Below are 20,822 nucleotides of genomic sequence, written 5' to 3'. Positions count from 1 at the left end.
TCTCTGAACCGAAGTAACGGGACGCTTTCGCCCCGTCTTCTCAGTCCATACTTGCGCGCCGTGCGCGGCACGTTGTCAGCGTTTGGTCACGTCGTCCACAGTGCCAAGGTCGACATCAGCCTCAGGCGTGCTCGCTCCGTCGAAGCCCTCAAGCCAACCCTCGCGGTCCGGTGAGCCCTCGGGATAAGGGCAGCTCTCCCTGGCCTTGCCGTAGAGGTGAGCGTTACGCCCTTTGATATAAGGGCTGTCGCTAGCGGTGGCGCCTTCGGTCGTCATCGACTTGAGCCTTTCAGATCAGGTTCTCGCCTGTCCCTATTGTTCCGGAGTGGCTTCGCCGCCCGACGTTGTGGGATCAGTGACAGGCGTTCGCTCCCGTCGTCGGCCATGGAAAACCAGCCGAGCCAATCCCCTGTTCCGGAGCTGACAGAGCAAGGGCTCAGACCCGATGCTTACTCGTTCATTCGAGGCTGTTCGACGCTGGCGTCGCCAATCACAGACGGTCACGCGGTGGCAGGCGAGGTTACCCGGTGATCATTGGCCGGGCTGAAGCTCGGCAAATTGTCGGCTCCGCAAATCGAGCACGCCGTAGGAGGAGTTGGCATTCGCTTCCGTGAGCGCAAGGATGGTGAGAAGCACGACTAGAGCGGTAACCGCTCCCACGCCCACTGAAACTGTCATGTGAGGCCTTGAACTGGGGCGCTCTGCTAACTCGCGAGTGGCTGAGGCCAGGCGTTAACGGCTGCTTAACCAGACGACTTCAACGTCCAGCAAAATCCTGTTGGCTTTGGAGAAGGTCCATGAAGCGCAAGCTTGTCAGCCTCGCACTCGCCGCCGCAATCGGCCTTTCGACCGTTCCCGGCGTGCAAGCTCGCGATGGCATCAGCCCCGGCGGCGCAGCCGCCCTCGGCGTCCTTGGCGGTCTCGCGATCGGTGGTGCCATCGCCTCGTCGCAGAACCAGTACGCGCCCGGCCAGCGGATCTACCGCGCACCCCGTCCCGTCTACGTCGAGGAATACGGCCCCGAATGCCACATGGAACGGCGCCGGTACGTGGATGCCTACGGCGATGTTATCATCCGCCGTGTCGAAGTCTGCGAGTAGGGCCGATGGCCCAATGCAAGGCTCGCCCAAGAGCCCGCGCGCTGCTCGTGCTGGTTCTGGCGGCGTGTGCCACGCCTAGCGCCATCTCGGCCCGGCCGATGAGCACGCCCCCTGAGCGCACTCGGGCGATCTTGGCCCCGCTTGAAATAGCAGCGACCGAATGCTTTGCCAGCGCGATCCTCGCAAATCCCCGCGCTCGGACGCACGCTGAGGCGGGCCGCTGGTATCAGGCGGCCGGGGTCATGGGCGTGATCTGTCAGCGTGAAGTCGATGCGATCGTCAGGACCAGTGACCGTCTCCTCGGCGTCCAGGGCGGCCAGCACTACTTCAAGAACGTCTACGTCAAACGTCTGGACCAGGATCTGGCGGCTCGCCTGCGCCCCTGGTTAGAGAGCAAATCGGTGGCAAGCGCAGGGTTGATTGTCGATCCATCGTCGACCGCGACGGTCGAATGATCTGGCGGCTTGCCAGTGGGTTGAGCTCGAAAACGCCTCTTTCGAGTACCGGTGCTACAGCCCGACAGCCGGTGCGATCAATGTTGCGCGCCGACGCCCAGAATGCCGCTTGAGATCACAGTCAGTTAGGACAAGGCTGCCTGACGTCCTAGGCGCCCAGATCACGTCACGCCGTGCGAAGCACCGGCTGAGCCGGTGCTTCGCTTCGCGATGTCTTAGTAGCTGTAGGTGCGGCGCGGGTAGGCCTGAGGCACACCGTAGGCCGCCCCACGCGGCTGAACCCGAGAGCCGTAGTCGACCTCACGCCTCGCGCGCCGATTGGCGAGGGCACGACCGGCCAGACAGCCAGCAACGGCGCCGACAACACCTCGCTCCGCCAGATAATGGCCGGCGACCCCTCCGATGATGGCGCCCTTGATGCAGCCTTTCGCCTCCGCTGCTCCGACGCTCGTGAGCGTCACAATGGCAAAGAGCGACGCGCGTCCGAAATGTTGCATGCTGGTTCTCCTGGCTGACGCCAGGCAAACCTCCCGCGTCGCAGAGGCGTTCCTGTCGGCGCCACGCAGTCGAACGCTTTGGGCATCAAGGAAGGCTTCGAAAAAGCCGGCTTCAAACCCATTGCCGAGAGCGGAGCCGGCATTCGGCTTCGGCCTCTCCTGAAACCGATGACGCAAAAATTCCATGCCCCGGCTTACGTCGAGGGCCGGATCTTCGGCACCAAAATTCCCCGCTTCGGCGGAAGAGCCGCCATCACCATCATCATTTCGCCGACGTTCTCAGGCGTGATCAGCCCGACCAAACGCCCTGCTGCGTCTGCAACGCCGACGGCCGGCAGCTTCTGCTCACGCATCAGCTTCAGCCCATCCTCGAGCGCCATTCGATCCCGGACGGTGGGAATGTCGGTACGCATCACCTCCACCACCGGCGTGTCGGGCCCACGCTCCCGAAGCGCTCGGATCATGTCGTCGCGAGTGAGAACACCGCGCAGGCGTCCTGAACCATCGACAATGGGGAACTCATGTTGCGTCGTGGCGATCAAACACCTGACCGCCTCCTCGACCCGGCTGTTGGTCCGCAGGGTCTCGAACCGTGTGACCATCGCGTCCGCGGTCAACAGACCACGCGAGACCTGGCGCAGCTGGGCATCGTGGGCTTCAGAGGCAGCGCCCAGGTAGACGAACAGCGCGATGAACAGCAGCAGGGGCTGGCCGCTCAGCAAGCCCCACAGGCCGAAGAGGAAAGCGAGACCCTGGCCGACGCGTGCCGCGATCTGAGTGCCGCGCGTATAGCCTAGGTGGGAGGCGAGGATGGCCCGCAGCACACGCCCGCCGTCCATGGGAAAGGCCGGAATGAGGTTGAAGGCTACGAGGAAGAGGTTCACCCACAACAGGCGCTCCACCAACCCGGCACTCGGGTTGGCCACTTCGGTTCCGCCTGGCGGCATCAGCTCGCCCGAGGCGAGAAAGAGCAAGCCCGCGATAGCGACGTTTACCGCCGGGCCGGCCAGCGCGATCACGAGCTCCTGACCCGGCTCCTCAGGCACACGCTCCAGGCGGGCGACGCCGCCGATGGGCAGGAGCGTGATGTCGGGAGTCTGAACCCCATAGCGTCTGGCGGCGAAGACGTGGCCGAACTCGTGCAGAAGAACGCAGAGGAAGAGAAGGACGATGTAGAGGACGCTTTGCACGGCGACGGCCTGTCCACCGCGGGCATAGGCCGTGGCACCGATGAAAGCCAGGAACAGCAGGAAGGTGACGTGAATCCGGATGACGGTGCCGAACACCGTGCCAATCGGAAGTGACCAACCCATCCGTCTCGATCCCCTGCGTGTTGCGTGAATCGGTCGCGAGCAGTCTGCGCACCGTGCTCGCGGAGCACTCGGACCAGCCATGAAACCAGCCGGATGGAGGCTGGGTTCGGCCCAGACGCGGTACGAAGCTGCCGCGCGACGATGTGCGCAGCGGAGGCGGAACTCGCGCGATCCAGGACCAGTGTGCCTGCCCATGCTATGTCATGAGCAAGGCTTCGTTGGCTTGCCGCCACCAAGGAGACGAGCACATGGCCGTTCAGCGTATCCGCTTGATGACGGCGCCTGGGAGCCCGCTTCCGACCCTGAAGCGCAAGCTCGGCGTGCTCAACGTCGGCATGTACTGCCATCCTTGCGGAGAGTTCTTCGCGTTCGGCGTCGAGGTGCCGGAGACCTCCGAGTTCGAGTTTGCCGCCGACGGTCCGCTGCTTGTTCATTGCCCCTTCTGCAAGGCAGAGGAAAAGCGGTCCGTGGGAGACATCGAGCGCGTCGTCCTGACCGAGGGCCGGAAGCGCCGGACAGGGCTCTGAGATCCAGGCATGACTTCGATCTTCGACGCCCACAGTTTGGCCATCCAGGCGCATGCCGGTCAGATCGACAAGGGCGGCCAGCCCTACCTTCGGCACTTGGAGCGGGTCGCCAACGCCGCTGTCGCGCGAGCCGGGCACGCGGCAACCGTCGACCGCATCGACATCGATTCGATGCGGATCATGCAAGCGGCGATCTTGCACGACATCCTGGAGGACACCGCAACCACGGTGGTCGACCTTCGTGCGGCCGGGTTCGGTGACGACGTGCTGACAATGGTGGTTCTTTTGACCAAGCCGCGCGAGCCGGTGTCCTATGCTACGCGCATCGACCAGATCATCGCGAGCGGCAACCTCGGGGCCATCCTGATCAAGATGTCGGACAACGAAGACAACCTTAGCCCGGATCGCACTCTGCCAGCGGGCGAGGCGATAGCGGCCCGCTACCGCGCTTCGTTTGCTCGGCTGAAGGAAGCCGCGGCGGCGCTCGGCTACACGGGGCCATGACGTGACGCACGAACCCTCTCCCGCCGAGCAGTTTGAGGCTTGGCTCAAGGCCAATCCGCCAGCCCCGCGAGAGAAACCGCGACTAGGCTGGGGCGATCACCTCTTCGTCGTCGCGGCCTACACCTTCACGGCGTCTTCTGGACCTATCTCGGCTGGGCGAGCGGCGCTTGGATAGGATGGTGGTAATCTACCCGTCCCGCCGCTCGCCGCGCGCAACCTCTCGCATCATCGCGTCGGGCAACGGTCGCTGCAGGGCAAGCGCTTCCTCGGTCGGCGCCTCCAGCCAGGTCCGCCACTCCTCGGGCGTGGTCAGCAGCACCGGCATGGCCTTCGGGTGCACCGGCCCGACTACTCCGTTCGCTTCGGTGGTCAGGAACGAATAGAGCCGGTGCTCGGCCTCGACACGGTCCGGGTTCTCGGCCTTGGTGCCCCGCACCCCCGTCCAGGGCCGCCAGATGCCGGCGAAGGCAAATAGTGGCCGCTCCGCGGTCAGAGCGAACCATACCGGCGTTTTTCGCGGCTTGGTGTCGGCGTATTCCGAGAAGGAGGAGACCGGCACCAAGCAGCGGTAGGCGGGCTTTAGCCATGGCCGCCAATGTGGGCTCGCGACGTTGCGCACGTTGGTGACCGGGTGCTCGCCAAACGCCTTCGGGCCGGGGATGCCCCATCGGAACATCTCCAAGACGCGGCTGCCCTCCTCGACCCGGACGACCGGCGCCATCTGGTCGGGGAAGATCCCTGGCAGCAGCGGCAGGTTGCCGGTGCGATCGTCGGCGGGAGCGATGCCGAAGGTCTCGCGGATCGCGGCCTGAGGTGTCTTCAGGCTGTAGAGGTTGCACATCTCACGTCCTCGGCGAGTTCCTGCCGTCGCCAATCGGGGTTGACCCAGTAGCGACGACGCCGCGTGAGGCAGCCGAGTTCTGTTCGGTGCTGCCGATGCATCAATCCCCGACGCGTATCGCTACCTTACCAGAGTGTTGGCCGGTTCGGATGCGGGCGTAGGCGGCGTCTGCCTCCTCGAAGCGGAAGGTTTCGTCGATGATGGGCCGCACGCCTGACGCGATCGAGGCTCTCAGGTCCGATACCGAGCCCACATACACCCCGCGCAGGCTGATCGCCTTCATCAGAATCGCGCCGGTGTTGACCGGCCCAGCAAACCCGGTGAGCACGCCGACAAGTGCGACTTCGCCTCCGGGGCGCACAGCCGTCAGGGCTTGGTCGAGCGTGGCGGGGCCACCGACCTCGACGACGACGTCCACGCCTTCGCCGCCTGCGATCTCGGCCGCACGCGTGCCCCACTCGGCGATAGCGCGGTAGTTGATGACCTCGTCGGCACCGAGCGCTCGCGCGCGAGCGAGTTTCTCGTCCGAGCTCGATGTAGCGATCACGCGGGCGCCGGCTGCCTTGGCGAATTGGAGCGCGAAGGTCGACACGCCACCCGTTCCCTCAACGAGGACCGTGTCGCCGGGCCTGACGCCGCGCCCACCGAACAGGCACCGCCACGCGGTCACGCCCGCACAGGGGTAGGCTGCCGCCTCCTCGAACGACCAGCCCTGGGGGATCGGCACAACGCCCGTTGCCGGCACCGCAATGCGTTCGGCGAGAACCCCGTCGACGAAGCCACCCCCGAGTGCCCCGGCCTGCTTGGCTGCGGTGAAATGGCCCTCCGTCCATGCCGGCATGAAGCCGATTGCGACGCGCTCCCCCACGCGTCGGTCTGTGACACCCGCCCCAATGGCGGAGATCACGCCCGCACCGTCGGACAACGGGATGAGATCGCCACGTTGCGCACCACCGTAGCGCTCCTCGCGCACGATGATGTCGCGATAGTTGAGCGTGGCGGCCCTGAGATCGACGAGGATCTCGCCGGGGCCCGCCTGGGGCTCAGGCGCATCGATGAGGCGCAGCGGGGCGTTGGCGCCGGCGAGACGGTAGGCACGCATGTGTTGATCCTCCTTGCCATGTGGGCTGGATCGCACTTAGCGTGTAGTTTCCGAGAAAGTGAGTACGTACAAAATGAACATGTACTATCATGAATGATACCGTAGCGAACGGTCGCCGCCGGGCCGGCCGAACGGGCTGTGCCGTCGAGGCAACGATGAGCGTCGTCGGCGGCATCTGGAAGCCGGTGCTGGTGTTCCATCTGCTGGAGGGGCGGCTGCGCTTCAACGCGCTCTGCCGGCTGACGCCGAACGCCACGCCGCGCATGATCACGCTGCAACTGCGCGAGTTGGAGGCGGACGGCATCATCTCCCGTATCGTCTACCCGGAGGTACCCCCGAGGGTGGAGTACGAGCTGACGGACCTCGGCCGAACGCTCGAGCCCGTGCTCATCAGCCTGCGTGACTGGGGTGAGGGTTTCCAGTCGGAAGGTCGGGCCACGGCGTTGGAAGGAGCATAGAATTCGGCAGTGCCGCTGGGCGGCGCCAGGATCGGTACCGCCTGTTGCTCACGTCCGCGACGGCAGCGAACCACGACCTGTGTCAGCCGGCAGGTCGAACTTGGCGTGGCATCCGATGCCGTAAACGTTCGGCGTCCGGCGGCCGGGCTCGCGCTGCCAGCGGCAGGTTTGGGTCAGCGCTAGGTACACGTTCATGATGTCGGCGTGCTCTCCGAAGCGGCGGCGCAGCCGGTCCATGTTGTACTCACCGCGCCGCTTGCAGACAGAGCAGGTGATGACGAGCTTACGCGAGCGCAGGTCGCACAGCCGCTCCATCAGCGAGCCTCGCCGTTGGAGGCGAGCGCCGCCCGGATGTAGCCGTGTGGGACCTGATCCTGCGCCTTGGCCAGCTTTCTCTCGATCACCAAGGTAGCATTGGTCAGCGCCGCGCTCGGTTTTGCCATCATGGTTCCCGTCCTAACTGGCTCCCCTCGTCCTAAGCGCTGCTTGGGCTCATCGCGTCAGAGGCAGTGACCCTACTGCTGTCGGTCCAGGCTTTTCGGCACCGCCTGTCCTCGCCTGACATCGGCGTCATGGGACCGCGGAATGGCTTGGAGGAGCTGAAACGAGAAAGCCCGGCACGCCAGCGAGGCGGCTGGGCTGATGCAAGCGCAAATGAAAGTCACGAGGCTACTGACGTGGGGACGCCGTATTATCAACCGAGCCGGTGACCTGCTCTTTTGTAGCCCTGCTGCTGGCAAGCAGAGACCGCTCGTTTTCGAGGTTGGCTATGTTTTGCGTCTTCCAATTGCGACGGGCCGCAATGGACGCCTCCAGGACCGCGAAGGGCTCTACGTACGAGGAGCCCTGCCGGTTTGAAGTGCGATACTTCGGAGACTGCCTCCTCGTCGTTTGAGGCATCTGCTCATCGATCTCAGCTAGGCTCCGACTAGGCAGGTCTCTTGGATGCAAGGCGCTGTACTCAGCGGGGGCATTGGTGAGCCGTGCGCACCCACTTACCAGCAAAAGTGCAATGCCGCCCGCCAACAATCCATTGATCAGCATGAAGGTCCAGGGGTTGGAATGGCGGAGCGCGTAACGAGTGGGATCCTGCCCAGCTTCAAACGCAACCGGGATCGCCTTCGTTCACTCGACGCGGCCCGTTAGTGCACGCACGGCATCGGCTCTCGTCAAAGTAGGTGTAAAGCTTCACCAGCCCGTGTCAGATCAGGCGGCGGGGCCGCTTGGCTGTTCGAGCAAGCCTGAACGACATGGTGGTCGCATGCCCTACTCGGTTGAGATCACGTTGGCCGATCCCCCCTCCTCCGATAAGGATGCCGGGATACCGATGTACCTGCTGCCGGATATGTTCGACACAGTCGCGGATGCGAAGGAGGCAGCGGCGGCGCATATCGCAAGCCTGGATCGCGATCCCGCGACGGTGCTCTTTGCCGTGACGGATCACAACGGCCTGACGATCATGACGAGCGCAGATGCGACGGAGTGATCAGGTGGTGCCGCGCGCCTACGTTGGTCGGCAATCCGAGAGGCGTCCAATCCCGGGTCGGTGAGCACTGGGTCCTGCCGCAATCGGTACTGCTTCGACGTTCTGCCTTCGGAGCGTCTGCCAAGGCGGAACGTCGAGTTTAGGCAGCCTCTGAACCTGCCTAGGCTATGCCGCCATGGTGCCAATCCCTGGCCTCGCGTCGCTCCATCAATCCCATGATGGCGTCGACCGATCGTCTTAGTCGGGCTGCAACGGGGCCTTCACCGTTGGCTGGAGGGCAAAGAGCTTCAAACACCAATTCCTCCTTGAAGGCGTGCTCGATGAGGATGTCTTCGATCTCGTGACGAACGGGATGGAGAAACTCGACCCCGATCCCACGAACGTCGCGGCGTGCTGTCCGGCAGGCTCGCGCCGTTGTCCCTGAGCCAATGACCAGATCAAAATTGTGGGGCAGGCTAGCCTTCTCATCGGTGCGCAAGAAGGCGCCGAGGGTAGAGATATCCGTTACTGTGCATCGGACTGGGTTACTGCGTCGTGGCACGTAGATCCGAGCCGACAACTCACACGGTTGCCTTTGCACTCTACGGTTTTCGAGCATTGTGCTTCTCCGGATGGTAGCTCAGTTGCCATCTCTCGGGCACGGATTAATTCACATTCGCGCTCTTAATTTTGTATGAATTTAAGGATGATCCTAAATCTCCTATGTGCATCATATTTGATCAACACATGGTCGCATGCCGAATAACTTATGTAATTGTCCGCCAGCGACGCTTGTTAGCGCGCATTGACTGTGCGTGATTTACTACTTCATCTCCGTCCTGCGCTGGCATGATGCCATACACGGTGCTGGTGCCGGCTGAGGATGGCCAGCCGATCTACTCGGCTGCGCTCCCCTTTGCGGGCCTCTAACTGGTCCGGTAAGCAATCTCGGGTGTCACAACTGCTAGGCCGTGAACAGCGGTTCGGACACCAGCGGCGGCTGAAACGAGAAAGCCCGCCGCGGCACGAGCCGGGCGGGCTGAGGGTGGAGCGCGCAGATCAGGGGCTCGACGTGGTCGGCTCGAGCCGTGATGCGAGGAGTTCGCTCACGAGCATGCGTGGCGCGCTTCGATCTTGGCTCTCAAGTGGTTAACGGACCTCAGAGGATTGAGGTGCCCGTGGACGGCTCAGCAACTCCGTGTCGCCCGGACGCGCATAAGCGGCTGTGGCCAGGTTGATCTCGGCGACCGTCCGCTGATCTGCTATGCCGCAGCCCTGGCACACGGCAACACGCCAGGATTGCCACAGCCCGCTTGTCCGCTCCTCCGTCGAGGCTACCATCGCTCGCTCGACCGAGACGATCCGCGTTGTGTCGAGATCGGTCTGCCCCTTCGGCTTTGGCAAGGCGCCAAGCTTGTCAAGCGCCAAACCGGCTGCCGATTGGGCGATAGCGGCAAAACCAACACAAGTAAAAACCAATCCAACACAAGCGACTTTGTACATGGCAACCATCCTGTTGCCCGTACAATCCAGCCCACAAGCGTAAGTTCAACCTGTTGAGGTTTGTGGCAGCGCAGGACGCTCGCCGCGGCATGAATCGGGCGAGCTGAACGATGGGTGGCCCTGCTGCCGTAGCTCGGGCGAGCAGACAGCAGGGCCTATTTGGGGCGCAACAGGAAGGAAGCTTCCGGACCAAGTGATGATGCCCAGCGAGCGACGCAAAGAAAAGCGCTGCCCGGCAGGTCTCGGCGGGACCGACGGTCATGGTCAGCCTCCGGCTTACCTAATGTGTTTGAGACAAGCTCAGAGCGCATCGATAACGTTGCCGGCCATTGGTCGGACGCTCGCACCCGTTGGACGTGCTCCGACTGTCTACTTGCAGACTGATAGCCCGGCGTCGGAACGGTCCTGTGCTCCCAGGCCTTTCAGCGAGATTGCGGTCAGCGGTGCAGCGCGATGTCGTCAGAACGCGCTACCCCGTCACCAGAACAATCTGGTGGCGTTCCTTCGCGTAAACGCACTCTCGTCACCCTCATCGGATTGATCCTCGCTGGAGGACTCGCGCTTGCCTGGACGGTGTTCCTGGGGTGGGCGGCCTTGCGCCTCCTTATCTACATGTTCGGCGCCGATTAGCGTCGCCAGCCCGTAATCAGATCGGGCGGCGGGGCTGCTTGCCCGCGCAGCCTACGCTGTCCACCTCCCGAGCATGGCAGGCCCACAGACCATCGGCGAACTCTACAAGGCGAGGCTCATCCTTGAGGCGGAAGTGGCTGCTGCCGTCGACGCCTACATGGAGGATTCGAAGGCAACGACGTTCGTCTTCGCGGGTGGATACAGCATCAACCTCATGTGGGCGGTACGCGCGCAGCCGTCGGCAAAGAAGCTGATCAACGATCCTGAAGCCAGTGAAGGGCTCAAGCGGGCTGTCGTACGCAAGGCGATCCTGCTCGCCCGGCCGGTGAGGGGATGAGTGTTCCTGCAGCCGGTGCGTTGGCAGAATGTGTCCAGGGTTCAAGCGTGAGTGCCGCAGCGCTGACGTAAAAGTTCCATGTTGTCGCGGATGACCTGTCTTGGCATCGTCAAACGCGCAACGTCCCTACGTTAAGAGGGTGAAAACGCCATCAGGGTGATCAGACAGGATGATCACATCCGCGCTGCTGTTTGCCGCTGGGATCGCACTGGGCTGGCGCTTTGGCCTCTGGATGATCCTATTCACGTCGGGGTGCCTCACAGCTGCATACGTGGCGCTCCACCTCATTCCTTCGGCGTTCGGCTGGCTGGAGTTCCTGATCCTGCTGGCGCACTTGGCGGCGCTGCAAGGTGGTTTTCTCCTAGGGCAGTACCTCAGCCAGGCAGGCGAGAAGCACTAGCGGCGCCCTCGAGGGTCAGAACCAGATCACCTTGCCAGTGGCCAGGTAGATGCCGATCCAGATCAGAATGGGCAGGAGGCACACAGCAATAACCAGGGCCAGGCGCGGGCGTCGGCGCGGGTGGGACCCTGGTGTGTGGTTGAGAGACATGGAAGTGCCGATACCTGACGTGTCGATGGGGATCGTTGAGCCCCCCGCACAAGCTGGGCCGTATGATCGTCCCGCTTCTACACGCCAGATCGGGATAAAGTTTCACCCGAATCCAGGTTTATACCCTGGACGGGGTGAGCGGCGCCTCGCCCCAGGACTGGTCCTTGGGCGCCCCTAACTGCAGTCGGATCGCGCAGGAACGGCGGATGCCGGCAGTCCGTTCCTCACCGCGGGTCGAAAAGCGCTCGGAGCCTCTCGGTTGATTACCCAGGCCATCGCGCGGGCGTTGAAGGATCGGCTGAGGACGACGAGTCAGGAGCGGGCGGTTAGTTGGATACTACCGATCTGATGACGGCAGGATCGCGCGCGCACGTTCGAAAGATCTCGTTTCTATCGCCGCGACGTCTGCATTCTCACGGTCCTCAGCAGCGCTGGATGGGGCGCCATCGGCACAGCTCCGGCAGTCGGCGCTCCATAGGTGGGCGCTCTGCCGGGCGCTGCACGCTCTGGGTAGATCATGGCGTCAGGTGACTTGCGCTTGAGCGTTGGCTTCGGCTTCGACCTCCACAACAGCTTGCCGATGGCGGAAGCCACAAGGCAGAGCAGGCTGATCGCCAAGCCTTCCCATGAGGGTGCGGGCGCCGTCATCAAGGCGACGAGCCCGGCAGACGCAAAGACGGCGATGTACGGATTGATGCCCATCCGAGGCTCATGATGCCGTGCTGCTTCCGGGCGGCTTAACCGGGCTCCTCAAATTGACCCGATTGCCGGTTTGCTCGTCAGCTCAGGCGCTGTACGCGCGGACCTCGGGAACGAGCCTATCATACCGTAGTCGCTTGTCGGCGCTGCCTACACTGTCCACCTTCAGGACATGGTTGGCCCACTAACCAACGGCGAATTCAAATTTCTCCAATCTTTATGAGCAAAGACTGTCGGTGCGCTACTCACCCAATTCGTTAATGCGTATGCTTGAACCAAATAAAGCTGAACGTGAATGCGCAGTGCTTCGGTGCTAAAGCAAATAAAAACTAACATTTGCTCCCGCCGGGAAGAACAATTTCCTCGTCTGTCCTTACCGGCCATGGTACGACCACTCTCATTTCGAAGGATCCATAACTCCCTCCCATAAGATTTACGAGAGTGCTTCCAAGTAGCGGTGTGTGAGTAGTCGACATTTCCACAAGCATATAGCGCGCCCCCTGCGTTTGAAAGCCCGCCGGTATTGCAAGATCTGAGGGCATGCCCACAGCTCTGGGAGAAAAATTGCTTGTCGAATAACTTGAGCATACCTTTGGTTTTGTTAGGCCAAATCTCACAAGATCAACACCCAAAGCGCTGACGCGGACCTTGGCAGAAGATCCGTCAAATGGCCGCATGATGAGCTTTGCAGACGCGAAGATATCATTCATGGTCGATGCGCGCATAGGGCTTTCGGTGTCGCCCTGAGATGTCAAATCGGAAATTGCACGGGACGCGGCCTCAAGCTTGCGCCAGTTATCGAACCCTCGCGAGAACTCAACCATTCCAAAATAAAGAACCAGCATCACTGGCAGTAGAAGAGCAAACTCAACAGCCGCCGTTCCGGAACGAGCAACTTTGAAGGTTCGCACTAAGGACGCATCTTGCGTTACAAGGCAAACAAATAAGCGGTACCCTGCTCCTGTCACTCCCAAAGCATACCCGTGGCTCGTGAGCCGTCCTGATGGAAATCCTTTCAGCAGCATTGATTTATGCCCGTCCATGCCTAGCACCCCGAACTGGACGAATAGGGTTCGGTACGCGCGACCGCTGTAGACTGCAACAGACGTGAACCATCAGAAAATGGGCTGGTGCCAAAATTCAGAAAGGGAAAGAACATCGGAAACTTCACTGCCGCTGTTACTACGACAATCTGACCTGGCTCAGGGCAGGTATACCTTGTTCCGAAACTTGAATTCCAATTTTTAGTCTGCGTGTCTACGGGATTTGGAATATTTCCAGCTCCAAAGGATGTGGCAACGGAGACATCCAATTTGATGTCAGTACATGAGAAGACTGTAGCTATTTTAGAAGTGCTTGGACCGCACAATTGGTTTTTGAGACTCTCCAAAGCCGTTGCTGAATTGGACTGCGCAGCCGACGATTGGAAGCTCCCCGTATAAAGCGACCGTGTCGCGCGCTGCAGGTTTTCGTCCAAGTTCTGGGCTGCCCACATCATCAAACCGGTCTGCACTATACCAGCGAATAGTGTAAAAAACGGCACGCTGATGATTGCAAACTCTACAGCAGTCGCGCCATTTTCATCAAAGAGAACGCGCTTCGCTTTCGAAGCCACCTTTTTCAGAGAGAAAAGCAAACGCTTGGTGATCATGCCACTCGTCAAACTATGATTGCGGTCACTGGACAATTTTTAGCTTTTTATCGGAAACTTTTACCTGCTTGGGACAGGAGACAACAACACGAATATCATCATAATCCCGATCGCCACCGGGTCGATCTTCCCACCCATAGTACATAAACTTGCCTTCTTCGCAGCTCCTCTGCGAAGTCTGCGGATTGTGAGTGACGTGGTTGTTTGGCAAAATACCACCCAGCGATTGGGATACACACGCTGACAGCGAGTCGCACACAATCGTTTCAAGCATTGGGTATCTTTGTGTGTCCACCGGTATGCTCGGACTATTCTTGAAAACTTGCGAGCCGTTCAGGTTCATGGTCTGAACAAGACCGCCGGTATCAATAACGGTATCTGTATAGTATATAAATACCTCCTCATTGTCTTTGTCCCATTTGCTGGGTGATGTTCTTGCGTTGCGAACGTTCCTGAGCATGTAGCTTGGTGCCTCGTTTGCCTCGCAAGGTGGGGGCTTATTGGCGCTGTAGTCCGTCGGAGGTTGCGCATTGTCCGCGATCGCGGTAATGCCCCGTCGGCCTCTATCAGCGCTTTGTTGGCGTTGTTGATCGGACGAGTAGCAGTAGAAATATATACGGTTGTAGTCGGCTGCCTCTGGCGATAGCTGAGTTAAAGTAGGTGGAGCGGTTGCGTATTGAGGAGCGACACGGTTAACAACCGTTGAGACGCTAACTTCCATTTGTCTTGAAGTTCCGGGCAGCAGATGAACCAGGAACGTCTTCAGCGTGGTAGAAATCGTCAGCTTGTAATTTGAGCTGTCGATCCAAGCTCCGGAGATGCGGTAACCCCCCGTGCTGCTCTGGTCGCCCAAGCGGGCTCGCAGTTGAGCTTCAGCAAGTCTAAAGCCCTCTGTACGAGCAAGGGGCGTATCAGCTCCCGCTACGAGAAGTGCGGTCGCGTCGCTCACGCTCTGCTCGACAGCGCGAATGCGCACCGCATTTCCATAATCAAGCGCAGCGCCGCCGATGCCGAAGAGTATGGGGGCGGTGAGCGCGAAGAGAATAATGACGTTGCCGCTCTTGTCCGCGCCGAGTGCGCCTCGGCGGACCAAGCCTTTCGCTCGTGACTCAGGCTTTCTCATACTGCGGTACTCGCGCCAGCAAACCGCTTTGGAAAAAGCAGTTGGAACTAGGGTAAGCGGTAGTGATATAGGCACCATCAGTTAATGCCCTGCTTCTTGCGTCCTGTGCGATAACTCTGGCTCCATCCCGCAAGCGGCCGAATGCACTGGTGCTTTGCGGAATGCTTACCGAAGTCTTTCGCTGGTTTCATTGCACCGTCGAACATGAGCAGGTCGTTGCATCTCAGGACGTGATTGCACCAGGATGGGCCACACACGATCCACCTCGGCTGGGCCGATCTCCAGGCAGTGACCGCCTAATGCGAGAGGACCGTGTCGGCCGAGCTCGGGCCGACGCCGTCGGGCACGGGCACGTCGCTGCTGCCGTAGCGCGCGTTCAGGATGAGGTTCGGACCCTCGTAGAGGTTCACGAGCCGGGCGACGACGACCGTGTACGCGGACTGATCCGCGACCGGCTTCTTCGAGTCGACGATCAGGCGGCCCGCCGGAAGGTAGATCGTGCCCAGCAGCGTGCGCGCGTTGTCGCTGATGATCCGGTACTGGCGAACAGGCGTGTTGGTTTCCGGCGCGGGCGGCTGCGGCGGCTTCGGGCCTGTGGAGTCGTCCGGTTCGGGGGGCGCGGCTGGGCTGGAGACCAAGCGCTCCTCGAAGAACAGCAGGCTCGCCATCTCGCCGTCCTTGGGCGCCGTGAGGCTGACGGTGCTGTCCTTGTCGAACAGGAGCCCGCCCCTGTCCCCGGTGAAGTAGAAGCCGACGTTCTCGCCCGCCATGGACCCCCTCCTCTTCACGACGAGGGGACCGTTCTTCACCACATAGACGCCGGGTCGAAGCGTGACGGTGGCGCCGTCCGTGATCTCAAGGCCGTTGCAATACGTGCCCGGATTCAGGGTGTAAGTGCCCCTCACGATCTTCACCGGCTTGGTGGCATCAGCAGCGTTCGCGTTGATGGCGGCGTCGAGGACGACGCAGGGCCCGACGGAGGGCGCGGGCCGGTCGGCGAGCGGGTCCTTGAGCGTGGGGCAGCCGGTGGCGGGCGGCGGCGTGAAGTTCGCGCTCGTCCCCCTGTAGCCTCCGGCCGAGCACGTCGTCAGGGCAGTCACGACGGCACCTTCGCCGCCGCTGATGCTCTCCTGGCTCGTCGAGTTCGAGTAGATCGAGCAGTCCGGGGCCGCGATGCGGGCATATTGCTCGGCGCTGAAGGCCTTCTTGGCGGCTGGCTCGAGCGCGAGGAGGCAGAGGCGTGTGGTGCCGGCGAGCTTGGCGGTGGAGTGCACGACGAGCTCCACCTGCGGTACGTTGAGGAGCTTGCCGAAGGCGAGCGGCACGCTCTCGCGGACCGTCACCTTGACCGAGGAATGGTTGCCCAGCACCTCGGCCTCGACCTGCGGCCGGCGGTCCGTGGAGGCCTGCGCCTGGCCCTGGGCCATGGCGATCGCCGCGCGGATGGCGGCCGCGTCGTCGGTGTTGGCGAGCTTGAACTGGTTGACGCCCGCGATGCTGCCGCCGTCGGCGGCGCGCTGCAGCTCGGTGCGGCGCTTGACCAGCGAACCATATTCGAGGGCCGCCGAGGTCAGGCCCATCAGCACCGGCAGACCAAGACCGAAGATCAGCAGCACGTTGCCGCCCCGGTCCCGACCCAGCTCGCGAATTCGTTGCATGTTCTTGGCTCCCACAAGCCTGAGCATGAGGCGCCGAGTGCTGAGGATTCCTGAATCGCCGCGTCGAAAGGCGGACCTATCGGAAAATTTGAGCGGGTTTGTTCGATCGACTTCTTACCTTATGTTAGGGAACGTCTTCGCCGCTCGCCAGCAAGAGCGCCACGAGCCGCACCGTGACGCTCCTATCGCCGGTACGATCGCCGTCGGTTACGACGGGGCCGAAAAGCGGTTCGGCGAGGCGCTACGGCCCATCGTCAAGAAGAAGTCGAAAGTTCGCGAGGGCATGTTTTGGGACGAGGAGGGATATCTCCGGACCATCGGGCGCCTTGAACCGCACCACGATGGTATCGCCGCCGTCGATCGGCTCGACGCCCGTGAAAGAGCGGACGGACAGCACGATGGGGCGCATGGTGTCTGAGACGGATTGCATCCGGAGGACGCTCGTCCGCGCCGTTTGCATCCGCAGCCAAACTCACAAGCGGCAAAGAGCGGTCCCTGGCCGCGATAAGCGGTTCTGGACCTGCTAACGCTCATTCTGAGCCGGGCGTGGCAATAACTTGAAGGCATCCGCGAAGGGGAACTCGCCCACCACCTCGCCCGCATCGTTCGTGACAACCAGAGTGGCAGACAGGAGCGTCACCTGATTGGTGGGGTCCTGCATCATCGCTTGAACGGTATCCCGGCCAACCTCCAACGCTTGGATCACATCACGAAGCTCCATACCGCCCTGATCAGGGATGATGTCGCCGTCGATGTGCGCGTTGAAGAAGTAGCAAGGCACAGGCCGACATCCTTACCGCGCAACGTGCCGTCAGGAGCGGTTGGCGTCGGTTGCGTCCTCGTGATCGACGTTCATCGCCGCCTCGTCAAACGTGAAGCCCTCCAGCCAATCCGCGCTCTCCTGCGAGCCTGCCGGATAGGGGTTCGCCTGCATCGGCTTGCCCGCGGTTTTGGCGATCGTACCCTCGTTCTTCACCGTGGCTGACACGAAGCCCATGCGGCAATCCTCCTGCTCAGCACCAAGCTCGTGCCAACAAGAGATCTAGGGCAAACAGACTGAAAAGCCCGGCGCTCATCGAGGCGGCCGGGCAAACACGGTCAGCATTGGCGAGGTGAAGGATGCAGTTGGCGACACCGGCGATGCGCCGGCTCAGGCACTGATGTCGGCAATGGAGCTCTCCCGCCGGTTTGAACGCCTGAGCCAAGCGGTGCGGCTCGCGACGTCCTCGACGATGACGGTGGGCCGTTTTGGCAGCTCCGGTGTTTCAGCCGGTCATCGCGAGGAGCTGCCATGCCAACGATATCTGCCACCGACGTCGATCGCACCGTGGGCCAGCGCATTCGGGCGCTCCGCGAGAGCAAAGGCATCAGCCAGACCACGCTCGCCACTGCCATCGGCGTCAGCTTCCAGCAGGTCCAAAAGTATGAGAAGGGCCGAAACCGCGTCAGCGCCAGTCGACTGCGGGGGCTCGCCCGCGCTCTCGGCATCCCCGTCTCAATGCTGTTCGATGACGATGATCCCGAGGGCGATACGAGCGAGGCTTTCGCCTTCCTCGGTACGACCGGCGCCGTGGAGCTGCTGCAGGCTTTCGCCACCATTGAGGACGCCGCGGTTCGGCGCGACGTCCTCGTCGTCGTGCGTAGCGCGGCGCGGATCTCTGCTAGCCCGCTTGAGGGCAGTAAGTGAGGCGGACTAGGTGCCACCGACGTCTGGATCAGGCCACGTGACGTGCGCTCCTCACACTGTAAAGACCACGCCGATTTTCCGGCCCTGCCGCCAGATCACGCGGCACGAGCGCCGAGCCTGCAGATCGTCGAGAAAAAGCTCGAACTCGTCTGGGACTGCATCCTCACCAATCGGCTCGATCCGCGCTCCAGCTTCAGAATCGTCCCAGATCAGGCATTCGATGTCGGGAGAGCAGTTGTCGATGCGGATGACGCCGATCTTGAAGGCGTTCTGCCGTGGAAACTTCCGCAAGTTCGCGTCCACGGTCCAGCCTCGGGCCATCACGGCCAAAGACACTGGCAAGCATAGGTTAATTGCGGCCAAAAATTGGGCTCGCGGCGCTTCCCGGATGCCAATGACAGCGGCTCGCACGCGAAATTGACTGGGGACGCGCGCTTCCGAACAGTTGGCGAATTCGCCCGGGAAACCGGCGTCAGGGCCAACAATATCAGCCCTACATCGTACAGCAGCGGGTCACCGCTATCGGCGAGGCTGTCGATCAATGCAGCGCGAGCTGGCGACTGGGCGGGCTAAGCGGTCATGCGTCGGGAACCTAACCGAAATCGGCTCCAGGCTAATTATGCTTTAACGCTTATAAAATATTACGGCTTGCTCAAAGATTATCGTTCTCGCGCGCTTGCGGCAGCCATTCAGATGCGATTTTCGATCAAAGCTGCTCTCATCGGATCGTTCATTCTGCTGGCGCTCGTCTCGGCTGGCCAAGGGATAGCCGGGCTAGTGTCGTTGGGCACCATCCGGGAGAAGGTGGCCGACATCACCACGTCTTGGATGCCGTCCGTCGATGTCGTGCGCCAGATGCAAACCACGATCACCGATGCACGCGTTCGCAGCTACCGGTACCTGAGTGCTGAGACGGAACGAGATCGTGCTGCCGCCCTCAAACAGCTGGCGGATGTGAGCGTTCATCTCCAACAGCTTCTCACACAATACCAGTCGCTGATTAGCTCGCCCGAGGAGCGGAGCCTCGCCGACAGCTTCCGTGCGAAATGGACAACCAACGGCGAAGTCTGGGGCAGGATCGTCGCACTCATTGAGCAGGCGCGGCACGACGATGGTCGTGAGATCTTTCAGGGCGACTCCAAGGCGAACTATGAGGCTGCCGCCGGAGTGCTTTCCGAGGCTGCCGAACTCAGCCGAAAAGGTGCTGTAGCAGCCGCCCTTGCCGCCAGTTTGGCCGATGCCAAAGCTCGTACCCTGACCTGGGTCACGCTTGCCGTCGCTGGGCTGGTGGCAGCTGCGGCGGTCGCGTTCAGCTACCTCCGGATCGCTCGTCCGCTGCAAGACATGACAGCCGCCATGGACAACTTGGCGGAAGGCAACGCCTCAACGGCTATCCCGAGCACGCAGAGACGTGACGAGTTGGGCGCCATGGCGGCGGCCGTGCAGGTGTTCAAGGACAGCATGATCCGCAGCCGCCTATTGGAAGAGCAAACAGTGCTTGCTCGTGCCGGGGCTGAGGCGCAGCGCAAATCAGCGATGCGCGAGATGGCCGACGGCTTCGAGCGCGCTGTCGGCAGCATCGTCGAGACGGTGACAGCGTCGGCCACCGACCTACAGGCCACAGCGCAAGGCATGGCCGGCACAGCGGACCAGACCGCGCGTCAGTCAACAACGGTTGCCGCCGCAGCTGAGATCGCTGCGGCCAACGTCAACACGGTGGCTACCGCCGCTGAGGAGCTGGGTTCGTCGGTCCAGGAGATTGGTAGGCAGGTGAATGGCTCAGCCAGCCTGGCGCAGAAGGCGGTCGCAGAAGCCGATCATACGGCGGCTCTCGTGCAGGAGCTCAGCGGCGCTGTGTCGAAAATCGGCGACGTGGTGTCGATGATCTCGATGATCGCGGGCCAGACCAACCTGCTTGCACTGAATGCGACGATTGAGGCCGCCCGGGCGGGCGAAGCCGGTCGTGGCTTCGCCGTTGTCGCCACCGAGGTCAAGGAGCTTGCGAGCCAGACGGCCAAGGCCACCGACGAGATCAGCAGCCAGATCGCCCGCATTCAAGGCTCGACCAGTCAGGCAGTCAACGCGATCGGCAGCATCACGGCGCGGATCCAGGAGATCAGTGGCGTGGCCACCACCATCGCGGCGGCTGTCGAGGAGCAGGGTGCGGCCATGCAGGAGATCGTGCGCAACGTCTCCCAAGCAGCAGTCGGCACGAGCCAGGTTACGACGAACATCGGTGGCGTGGCCAGTGCTGTCAAAGAGACAGGCGCAGCTGCCAGCCAGGTCTTGTCCTCGGCCTCCGAACTCTCTCGGCAGTCCGAACACCTGAGCGACGCGGTCACGAGCTTCCTTACCAACGTTCGCGCTGCGTGAGGGTAGAATGGGAGACATCCACATCCTGCCGCTGCGAGCCGGCAAGGACGATGCCTTGCGGTGAATGCAGCCTGCCCAGCAGCATGGCCGCTTCTTCCCTTCGAGGAGTTCGTCACAGGTCCGTGCGATGCGACGTCGGCGCGTCGCGGTCTGCTTTGCGTCTTTGATACAGCAGAGGAACTCGTTTTGGCCGAGCGGCGTCAGTGCCTCCCAAAGCTCGAGGAGCTTTGGGTCTGATTGAAGGGCCGCTTGAACGTCTTCCTCGACCTCATGGACAGTTCCATGCAGGAAAGCGGGGGCCACGAACCCTCCAAGCAGTGCCTGACAGGCGGATGTCACGACCTGCACT

The 20,822-nt window shown here is 62.0% G+C and carries 27 protein-coding genes and 1 pseudogene; 11 read left to right on the top strand and 17 right to left on the bottom strand.

Annotated elements, in window-relative coordinates:
* Positions 1-75 precede the first annotated feature (75 nt).
* Entirely contained in the window at positions 76-276 is a 201-nt protein-coding gene (locus MFF55_RS27010) for an Rmf/CrpP family protein (RefSeq protein ID WP_306421455.1), read from the bottom strand.
* Positions 277-797: 521 nt separating this feature from the next.
* On the opposite strand from MFF55_RS27010, the gene MFF55_RS17480 reads away from it, so the two are divergent.
* Complete coding sequence (locus tag MFF55_RS17480; RefSeq protein WP_238245382.1) at positions 798-1,100, top strand: hypothetical protein; 303 nt, start codon at positions 798-800, stop codon at positions 1,098-1,100.
* 98 nt (positions 1,101-1,198) lie between these two features.
* On the top strand, positions 1,199-1,555 hold the full coding sequence (locus tag MFF55_RS17475; protein WP_238245381.1) for a hypothetical protein: 357 nt from the start codon (positions 1,199-1,201) through the stop codon (positions 1,553-1,555).
* A gap of 215 nt (positions 1,556-1,770) precedes the next feature.
* Here the strand turns inward: MFF55_RS17475 and MFF55_RS17470 are convergent, their stop codons facing one another.
* Together MFF55_RS17470 and MFF55_RS17465 are read right to left on the bottom strand one after the other, a co-directional pair.
* On the bottom strand, positions 1,771-2,052 hold the full coding sequence (locus tag MFF55_RS17470) for a hypothetical protein (protein ID WP_238245398.1): 282 nt from the start codon (positions 2,050-2,052) through the stop codon (positions 1,771-1,773).
* Positions 2,053-2,246: 194 nt separating this feature from the next.
* On the bottom strand, positions 2,247-3,365 hold the full coding sequence (locus MFF55_RS17465; RefSeq protein ID WP_238245380.1) for a site-2 protease family protein: 1,119 nt from the start codon (positions 3,363-3,365) through the stop codon (positions 2,247-2,249).
* 248 nt (positions 3,366-3,613) lie between these two features.
* Between MFF55_RS17465 and MFF55_RS17460 the strand changes: the two genes are divergently transcribed.
* The gene (locus tag MFF55_RS17460) at positions 3,614-3,892 is read left to right on the top strand and encodes a hypothetical protein (protein WP_238245379.1); all 279 of its coding nucleotides are present in this window, start codon (positions 3,614-3,616) and stop codon (positions 3,890-3,892) included.
* 9 nt (positions 3,893-3,901) lie between these two features.
* The gene (locus MFF55_RS17455) at positions 3,902-4,396 is read left to right on the top strand and encodes an HD domain-containing protein (protein ID WP_238245378.1); all 495 of its coding nucleotides are present in this window, start codon (positions 3,902-3,904) and stop codon (positions 4,394-4,396) included.
* A 187-nt stretch (positions 4,397-4,583) separates the two neighbouring features.
* On the opposite strand, the gene MFF55_RS17450 is transcribed toward MFF55_RS17455, so the two are convergent.
* Positions 4,584-5,237, bottom strand: coding sequence for an SOS response-associated peptidase (locus tag MFF55_RS17450; RefSeq protein WP_238245377.1), 654 nt, complete (start codon positions 5,235-5,237; stop codon positions 4,584-4,586).
* A gap of 100 nt (positions 5,238-5,337) precedes the next feature.
* A complete protein-coding gene (locus tag MFF55_RS17445; RefSeq protein WP_238245376.1) occupies positions 5,338-6,339 on the bottom strand; it encodes a zinc-dependent alcohol dehydrogenase family protein in 1,002 nt (333 codons plus the stop codon).
* A gap of 155 nt (positions 6,340-6,494) precedes the next feature.
* Between MFF55_RS17445 and MFF55_RS17440 the strand changes: the two genes are divergently transcribed.
* Positions 6,495-6,797 (top strand): winged helix-turn-helix transcriptional regulator, encoded by a 303-nt coding sequence (locus MFF55_RS17440; RefSeq protein WP_306421454.1) that lies wholly within the window; start codon positions 6,495-6,497, stop codon positions 6,795-6,797.
* Between the two features lie 48 nt (positions 6,798-6,845).
* Here MFF55_RS17440 and MFF55_RS17435 read toward each other — a convergent pair whose 3' ends face one another.
* Together MFF55_RS17435 and MFF55_RS26855 are read right to left on the bottom strand one after the other, a co-directional pair.
* Positions 6,846-7,112 (bottom strand): hypothetical protein, encoded by a 267-nt coding sequence (locus tag MFF55_RS17435; RefSeq protein WP_238245374.1) that lies wholly within the window; start codon positions 7,110-7,112, stop codon positions 6,846-6,848.
* Positions 7,112-7,243, bottom strand: coding sequence for a hypothetical protein (locus tag MFF55_RS26855; protein WP_283206763.1), 132 nt, complete (start codon positions 7,241-7,243; stop codon positions 7,112-7,114). Before MFF55_RS26855 ends, MFF55_RS17435 begins: the two co-directional genes overlap by 1 nt.
* 839 nt (positions 7,244-8,082) lie before the next feature.
* Here MFF55_RS26855 and MFF55_RS17430 point away from each other — a divergent pair.
* On the top strand, positions 8,083-8,283 hold the full coding sequence (locus tag MFF55_RS17430; protein ID WP_238245373.1) for a hypothetical protein: 201 nt from the start codon (positions 8,083-8,085) through the stop codon (positions 8,281-8,283).
* 160 nt (positions 8,284-8,443) lie between these two features.
* On the opposite strand, the gene MFF55_RS17425 is transcribed toward MFF55_RS17430, so the two are convergent.
* Together MFF55_RS17425 and MFF55_RS17420 are read right to left on the bottom strand one after the other, a co-directional pair.
* The gene (locus tag MFF55_RS17425; protein ID WP_238245372.1) at positions 8,444-8,881 is read right to left on the bottom strand and encodes a PilZ domain-containing protein; all 438 of its coding nucleotides are present in this window, start codon (positions 8,879-8,881) and stop codon (positions 8,444-8,446) included.
* 530 nt (positions 8,882-9,411) lie between these two features.
* A complete protein-coding gene (locus MFF55_RS17420) occupies positions 9,412-9,765 on the bottom strand; it encodes a hypothetical protein (RefSeq protein ID WP_238245371.1) in 354 nt (117 codons plus the stop codon).
* 703 nt (positions 9,766-10,468) lie between these two features.
* Here MFF55_RS17420 and MFF55_RS17415 point away from each other — a divergent pair.
* A complete protein-coding gene (locus tag MFF55_RS17415; RefSeq protein ID WP_238245370.1) occupies positions 10,469-10,732 on the top strand; it encodes a hypothetical protein in 264 nt (87 codons plus the stop codon).
* Positions 10,733-10,901: 169 nt separating this feature from the next.
* A complete protein-coding gene (locus tag MFF55_RS17410; protein ID WP_238245369.1) occupies positions 10,902-11,132 on the top strand; it encodes a hypothetical protein in 231 nt (76 codons plus the stop codon).
* Between the two features lie 1,178 nt (positions 11,133-12,310).
* On the opposite strand, the gene MFF55_RS17405 is transcribed toward MFF55_RS17410, so the two are convergent.
* The 4 genes from MFF55_RS17405 to MFF55_RS17390 all read right to left on the bottom strand — a co-directional run bounded on the left by MFF55_RS17405 (position 12,311) and on the right by MFF55_RS17390 (position 16,413).
* Positions 12,311-13,024: a TadE/TadG family type IV pilus assembly protein gene (locus MFF55_RS17405; protein WP_238245368.1), complete on the bottom strand. Its 714-nt coding sequence runs from the start codon at positions 13,022-13,024 to the stop codon at positions 12,311-12,313.
* A 2-nt stretch (positions 13,025-13,026) separates the two neighbouring features.
* Entirely contained in the window at positions 13,027-13,632 is a 606-nt protein-coding gene (locus tag MFF55_RS17400) for a TadE/TadG family type IV pilus assembly protein (protein ID WP_238245367.1), read from the bottom strand.
* 25 nt (positions 13,633-13,657) lie between these two features.
* Positions 13,658-14,725 carry a TadE/TadG family type IV pilus assembly protein gene (locus tag MFF55_RS17395; RefSeq protein WP_238245366.1) on the bottom strand — a complete coding sequence of 356 codons (1,068 nt, stop codon included), beginning with the start codon at positions 14,723-14,725 and terminating at the stop codon, positions 13,658-13,660.
* Between the two features lie 326 nt (positions 14,726-15,051).
* Positions 15,052-16,413 carry a pilus assembly protein TadG-related protein gene (locus MFF55_RS17390; RefSeq protein WP_238245365.1) on the bottom strand — a complete coding sequence of 454 codons (1,362 nt, stop codon included), beginning with the start codon at positions 16,411-16,413 and terminating at the stop codon, positions 15,052-15,054.
* A gap of 121 nt (positions 16,414-16,534) precedes the next feature.
* Here MFF55_RS17390 and MFF55_RS17385 point away from each other — a divergent pair, with 121 nt between their 5' ends.
* On the top strand, positions 16,535-16,831 hold the full coding sequence (locus tag MFF55_RS17385) for a hypothetical protein (protein WP_238245364.1): 297 nt from the start codon (positions 16,535-16,537) through the stop codon (positions 16,829-16,831).
* A gap of 105 nt (positions 16,832-16,936) precedes the next feature.
* Here MFF55_RS17385 and MFF55_RS17380 read toward each other — a convergent pair whose 3' ends face one another.
* A complete protein-coding gene (locus MFF55_RS17380) occupies positions 16,937-17,194 on the bottom strand; it encodes a DUF6894 family protein (RefSeq protein WP_238245363.1) in 258 nt (85 codons plus the stop codon).
* A gap of 30 nt (positions 17,195-17,224) precedes the next feature.
* Entirely contained in the window at positions 17,225-17,410 is a 186-nt protein-coding gene (locus MFF55_RS17375; RefSeq protein WP_238245362.1) for a hypothetical protein, read from the bottom strand.
* Positions 17,411-17,704: 294 nt separating this feature from the next.
* Here MFF55_RS17375 and MFF55_RS17370 point away from each other — a divergent pair, with 294 nt between their 5' ends.
* A complete protein-coding gene (locus tag MFF55_RS17370) occupies positions 17,705-18,100 on the top strand; it encodes a helix-turn-helix domain-containing protein (RefSeq protein WP_238245361.1) in 396 nt (131 codons plus the stop codon).
* A 51-nt stretch (positions 18,101-18,151) separates the two neighbouring features.
* Here the strand turns inward: MFF55_RS17370 and MFF55_RS17365 are convergent, their stop codons facing one another.
* Positions 18,152-18,403, bottom strand: a complete 252-nt coding sequence (locus MFF55_RS17365) for a pilus assembly protein PilZ (protein WP_238245360.1) — start codon at positions 18,401-18,403, stop codon at positions 18,152-18,154.
* Between the two features lie 390 nt (positions 18,404-18,793).
* Between MFF55_RS17365 and MFF55_RS17360 the strand changes: the two genes are divergently transcribed.
* Complete coding sequence (locus MFF55_RS17360; protein ID WP_238245397.1) at positions 18,794-20,473, top strand: methyl-accepting chemotaxis protein; 1,680 nt, start codon at positions 18,794-18,796, stop codon at positions 20,471-20,473.
* Positions 20,474-20,581: 108 nt separating this feature from the next.
* Here the strand turns inward: MFF55_RS17360 and MFF55_RS17355 are convergent.
* Positions 20,582-20,776, bottom strand: a pseudogene (locus MFF55_RS17355) (YdeI/OmpD-associated family protein); the annotation flags it as partial.
* Positions 20,777-20,822 lie beyond the last annotated feature (46 nt).

The organism is Methylobacterium iners (assembly GCF_022179305.1).
In the GTDB taxonomy this organism is placed as follows: domain Bacteria; phylum Pseudomonadota; class Alphaproteobacteria; order Rhizobiales; family Beijerinckiaceae; genus Methylobacterium; species Methylobacterium iners.
Note: the sequence above shows the minus strand (reverse complement) of the source record. Positions and strands in the feature narration are given on the sequence as shown.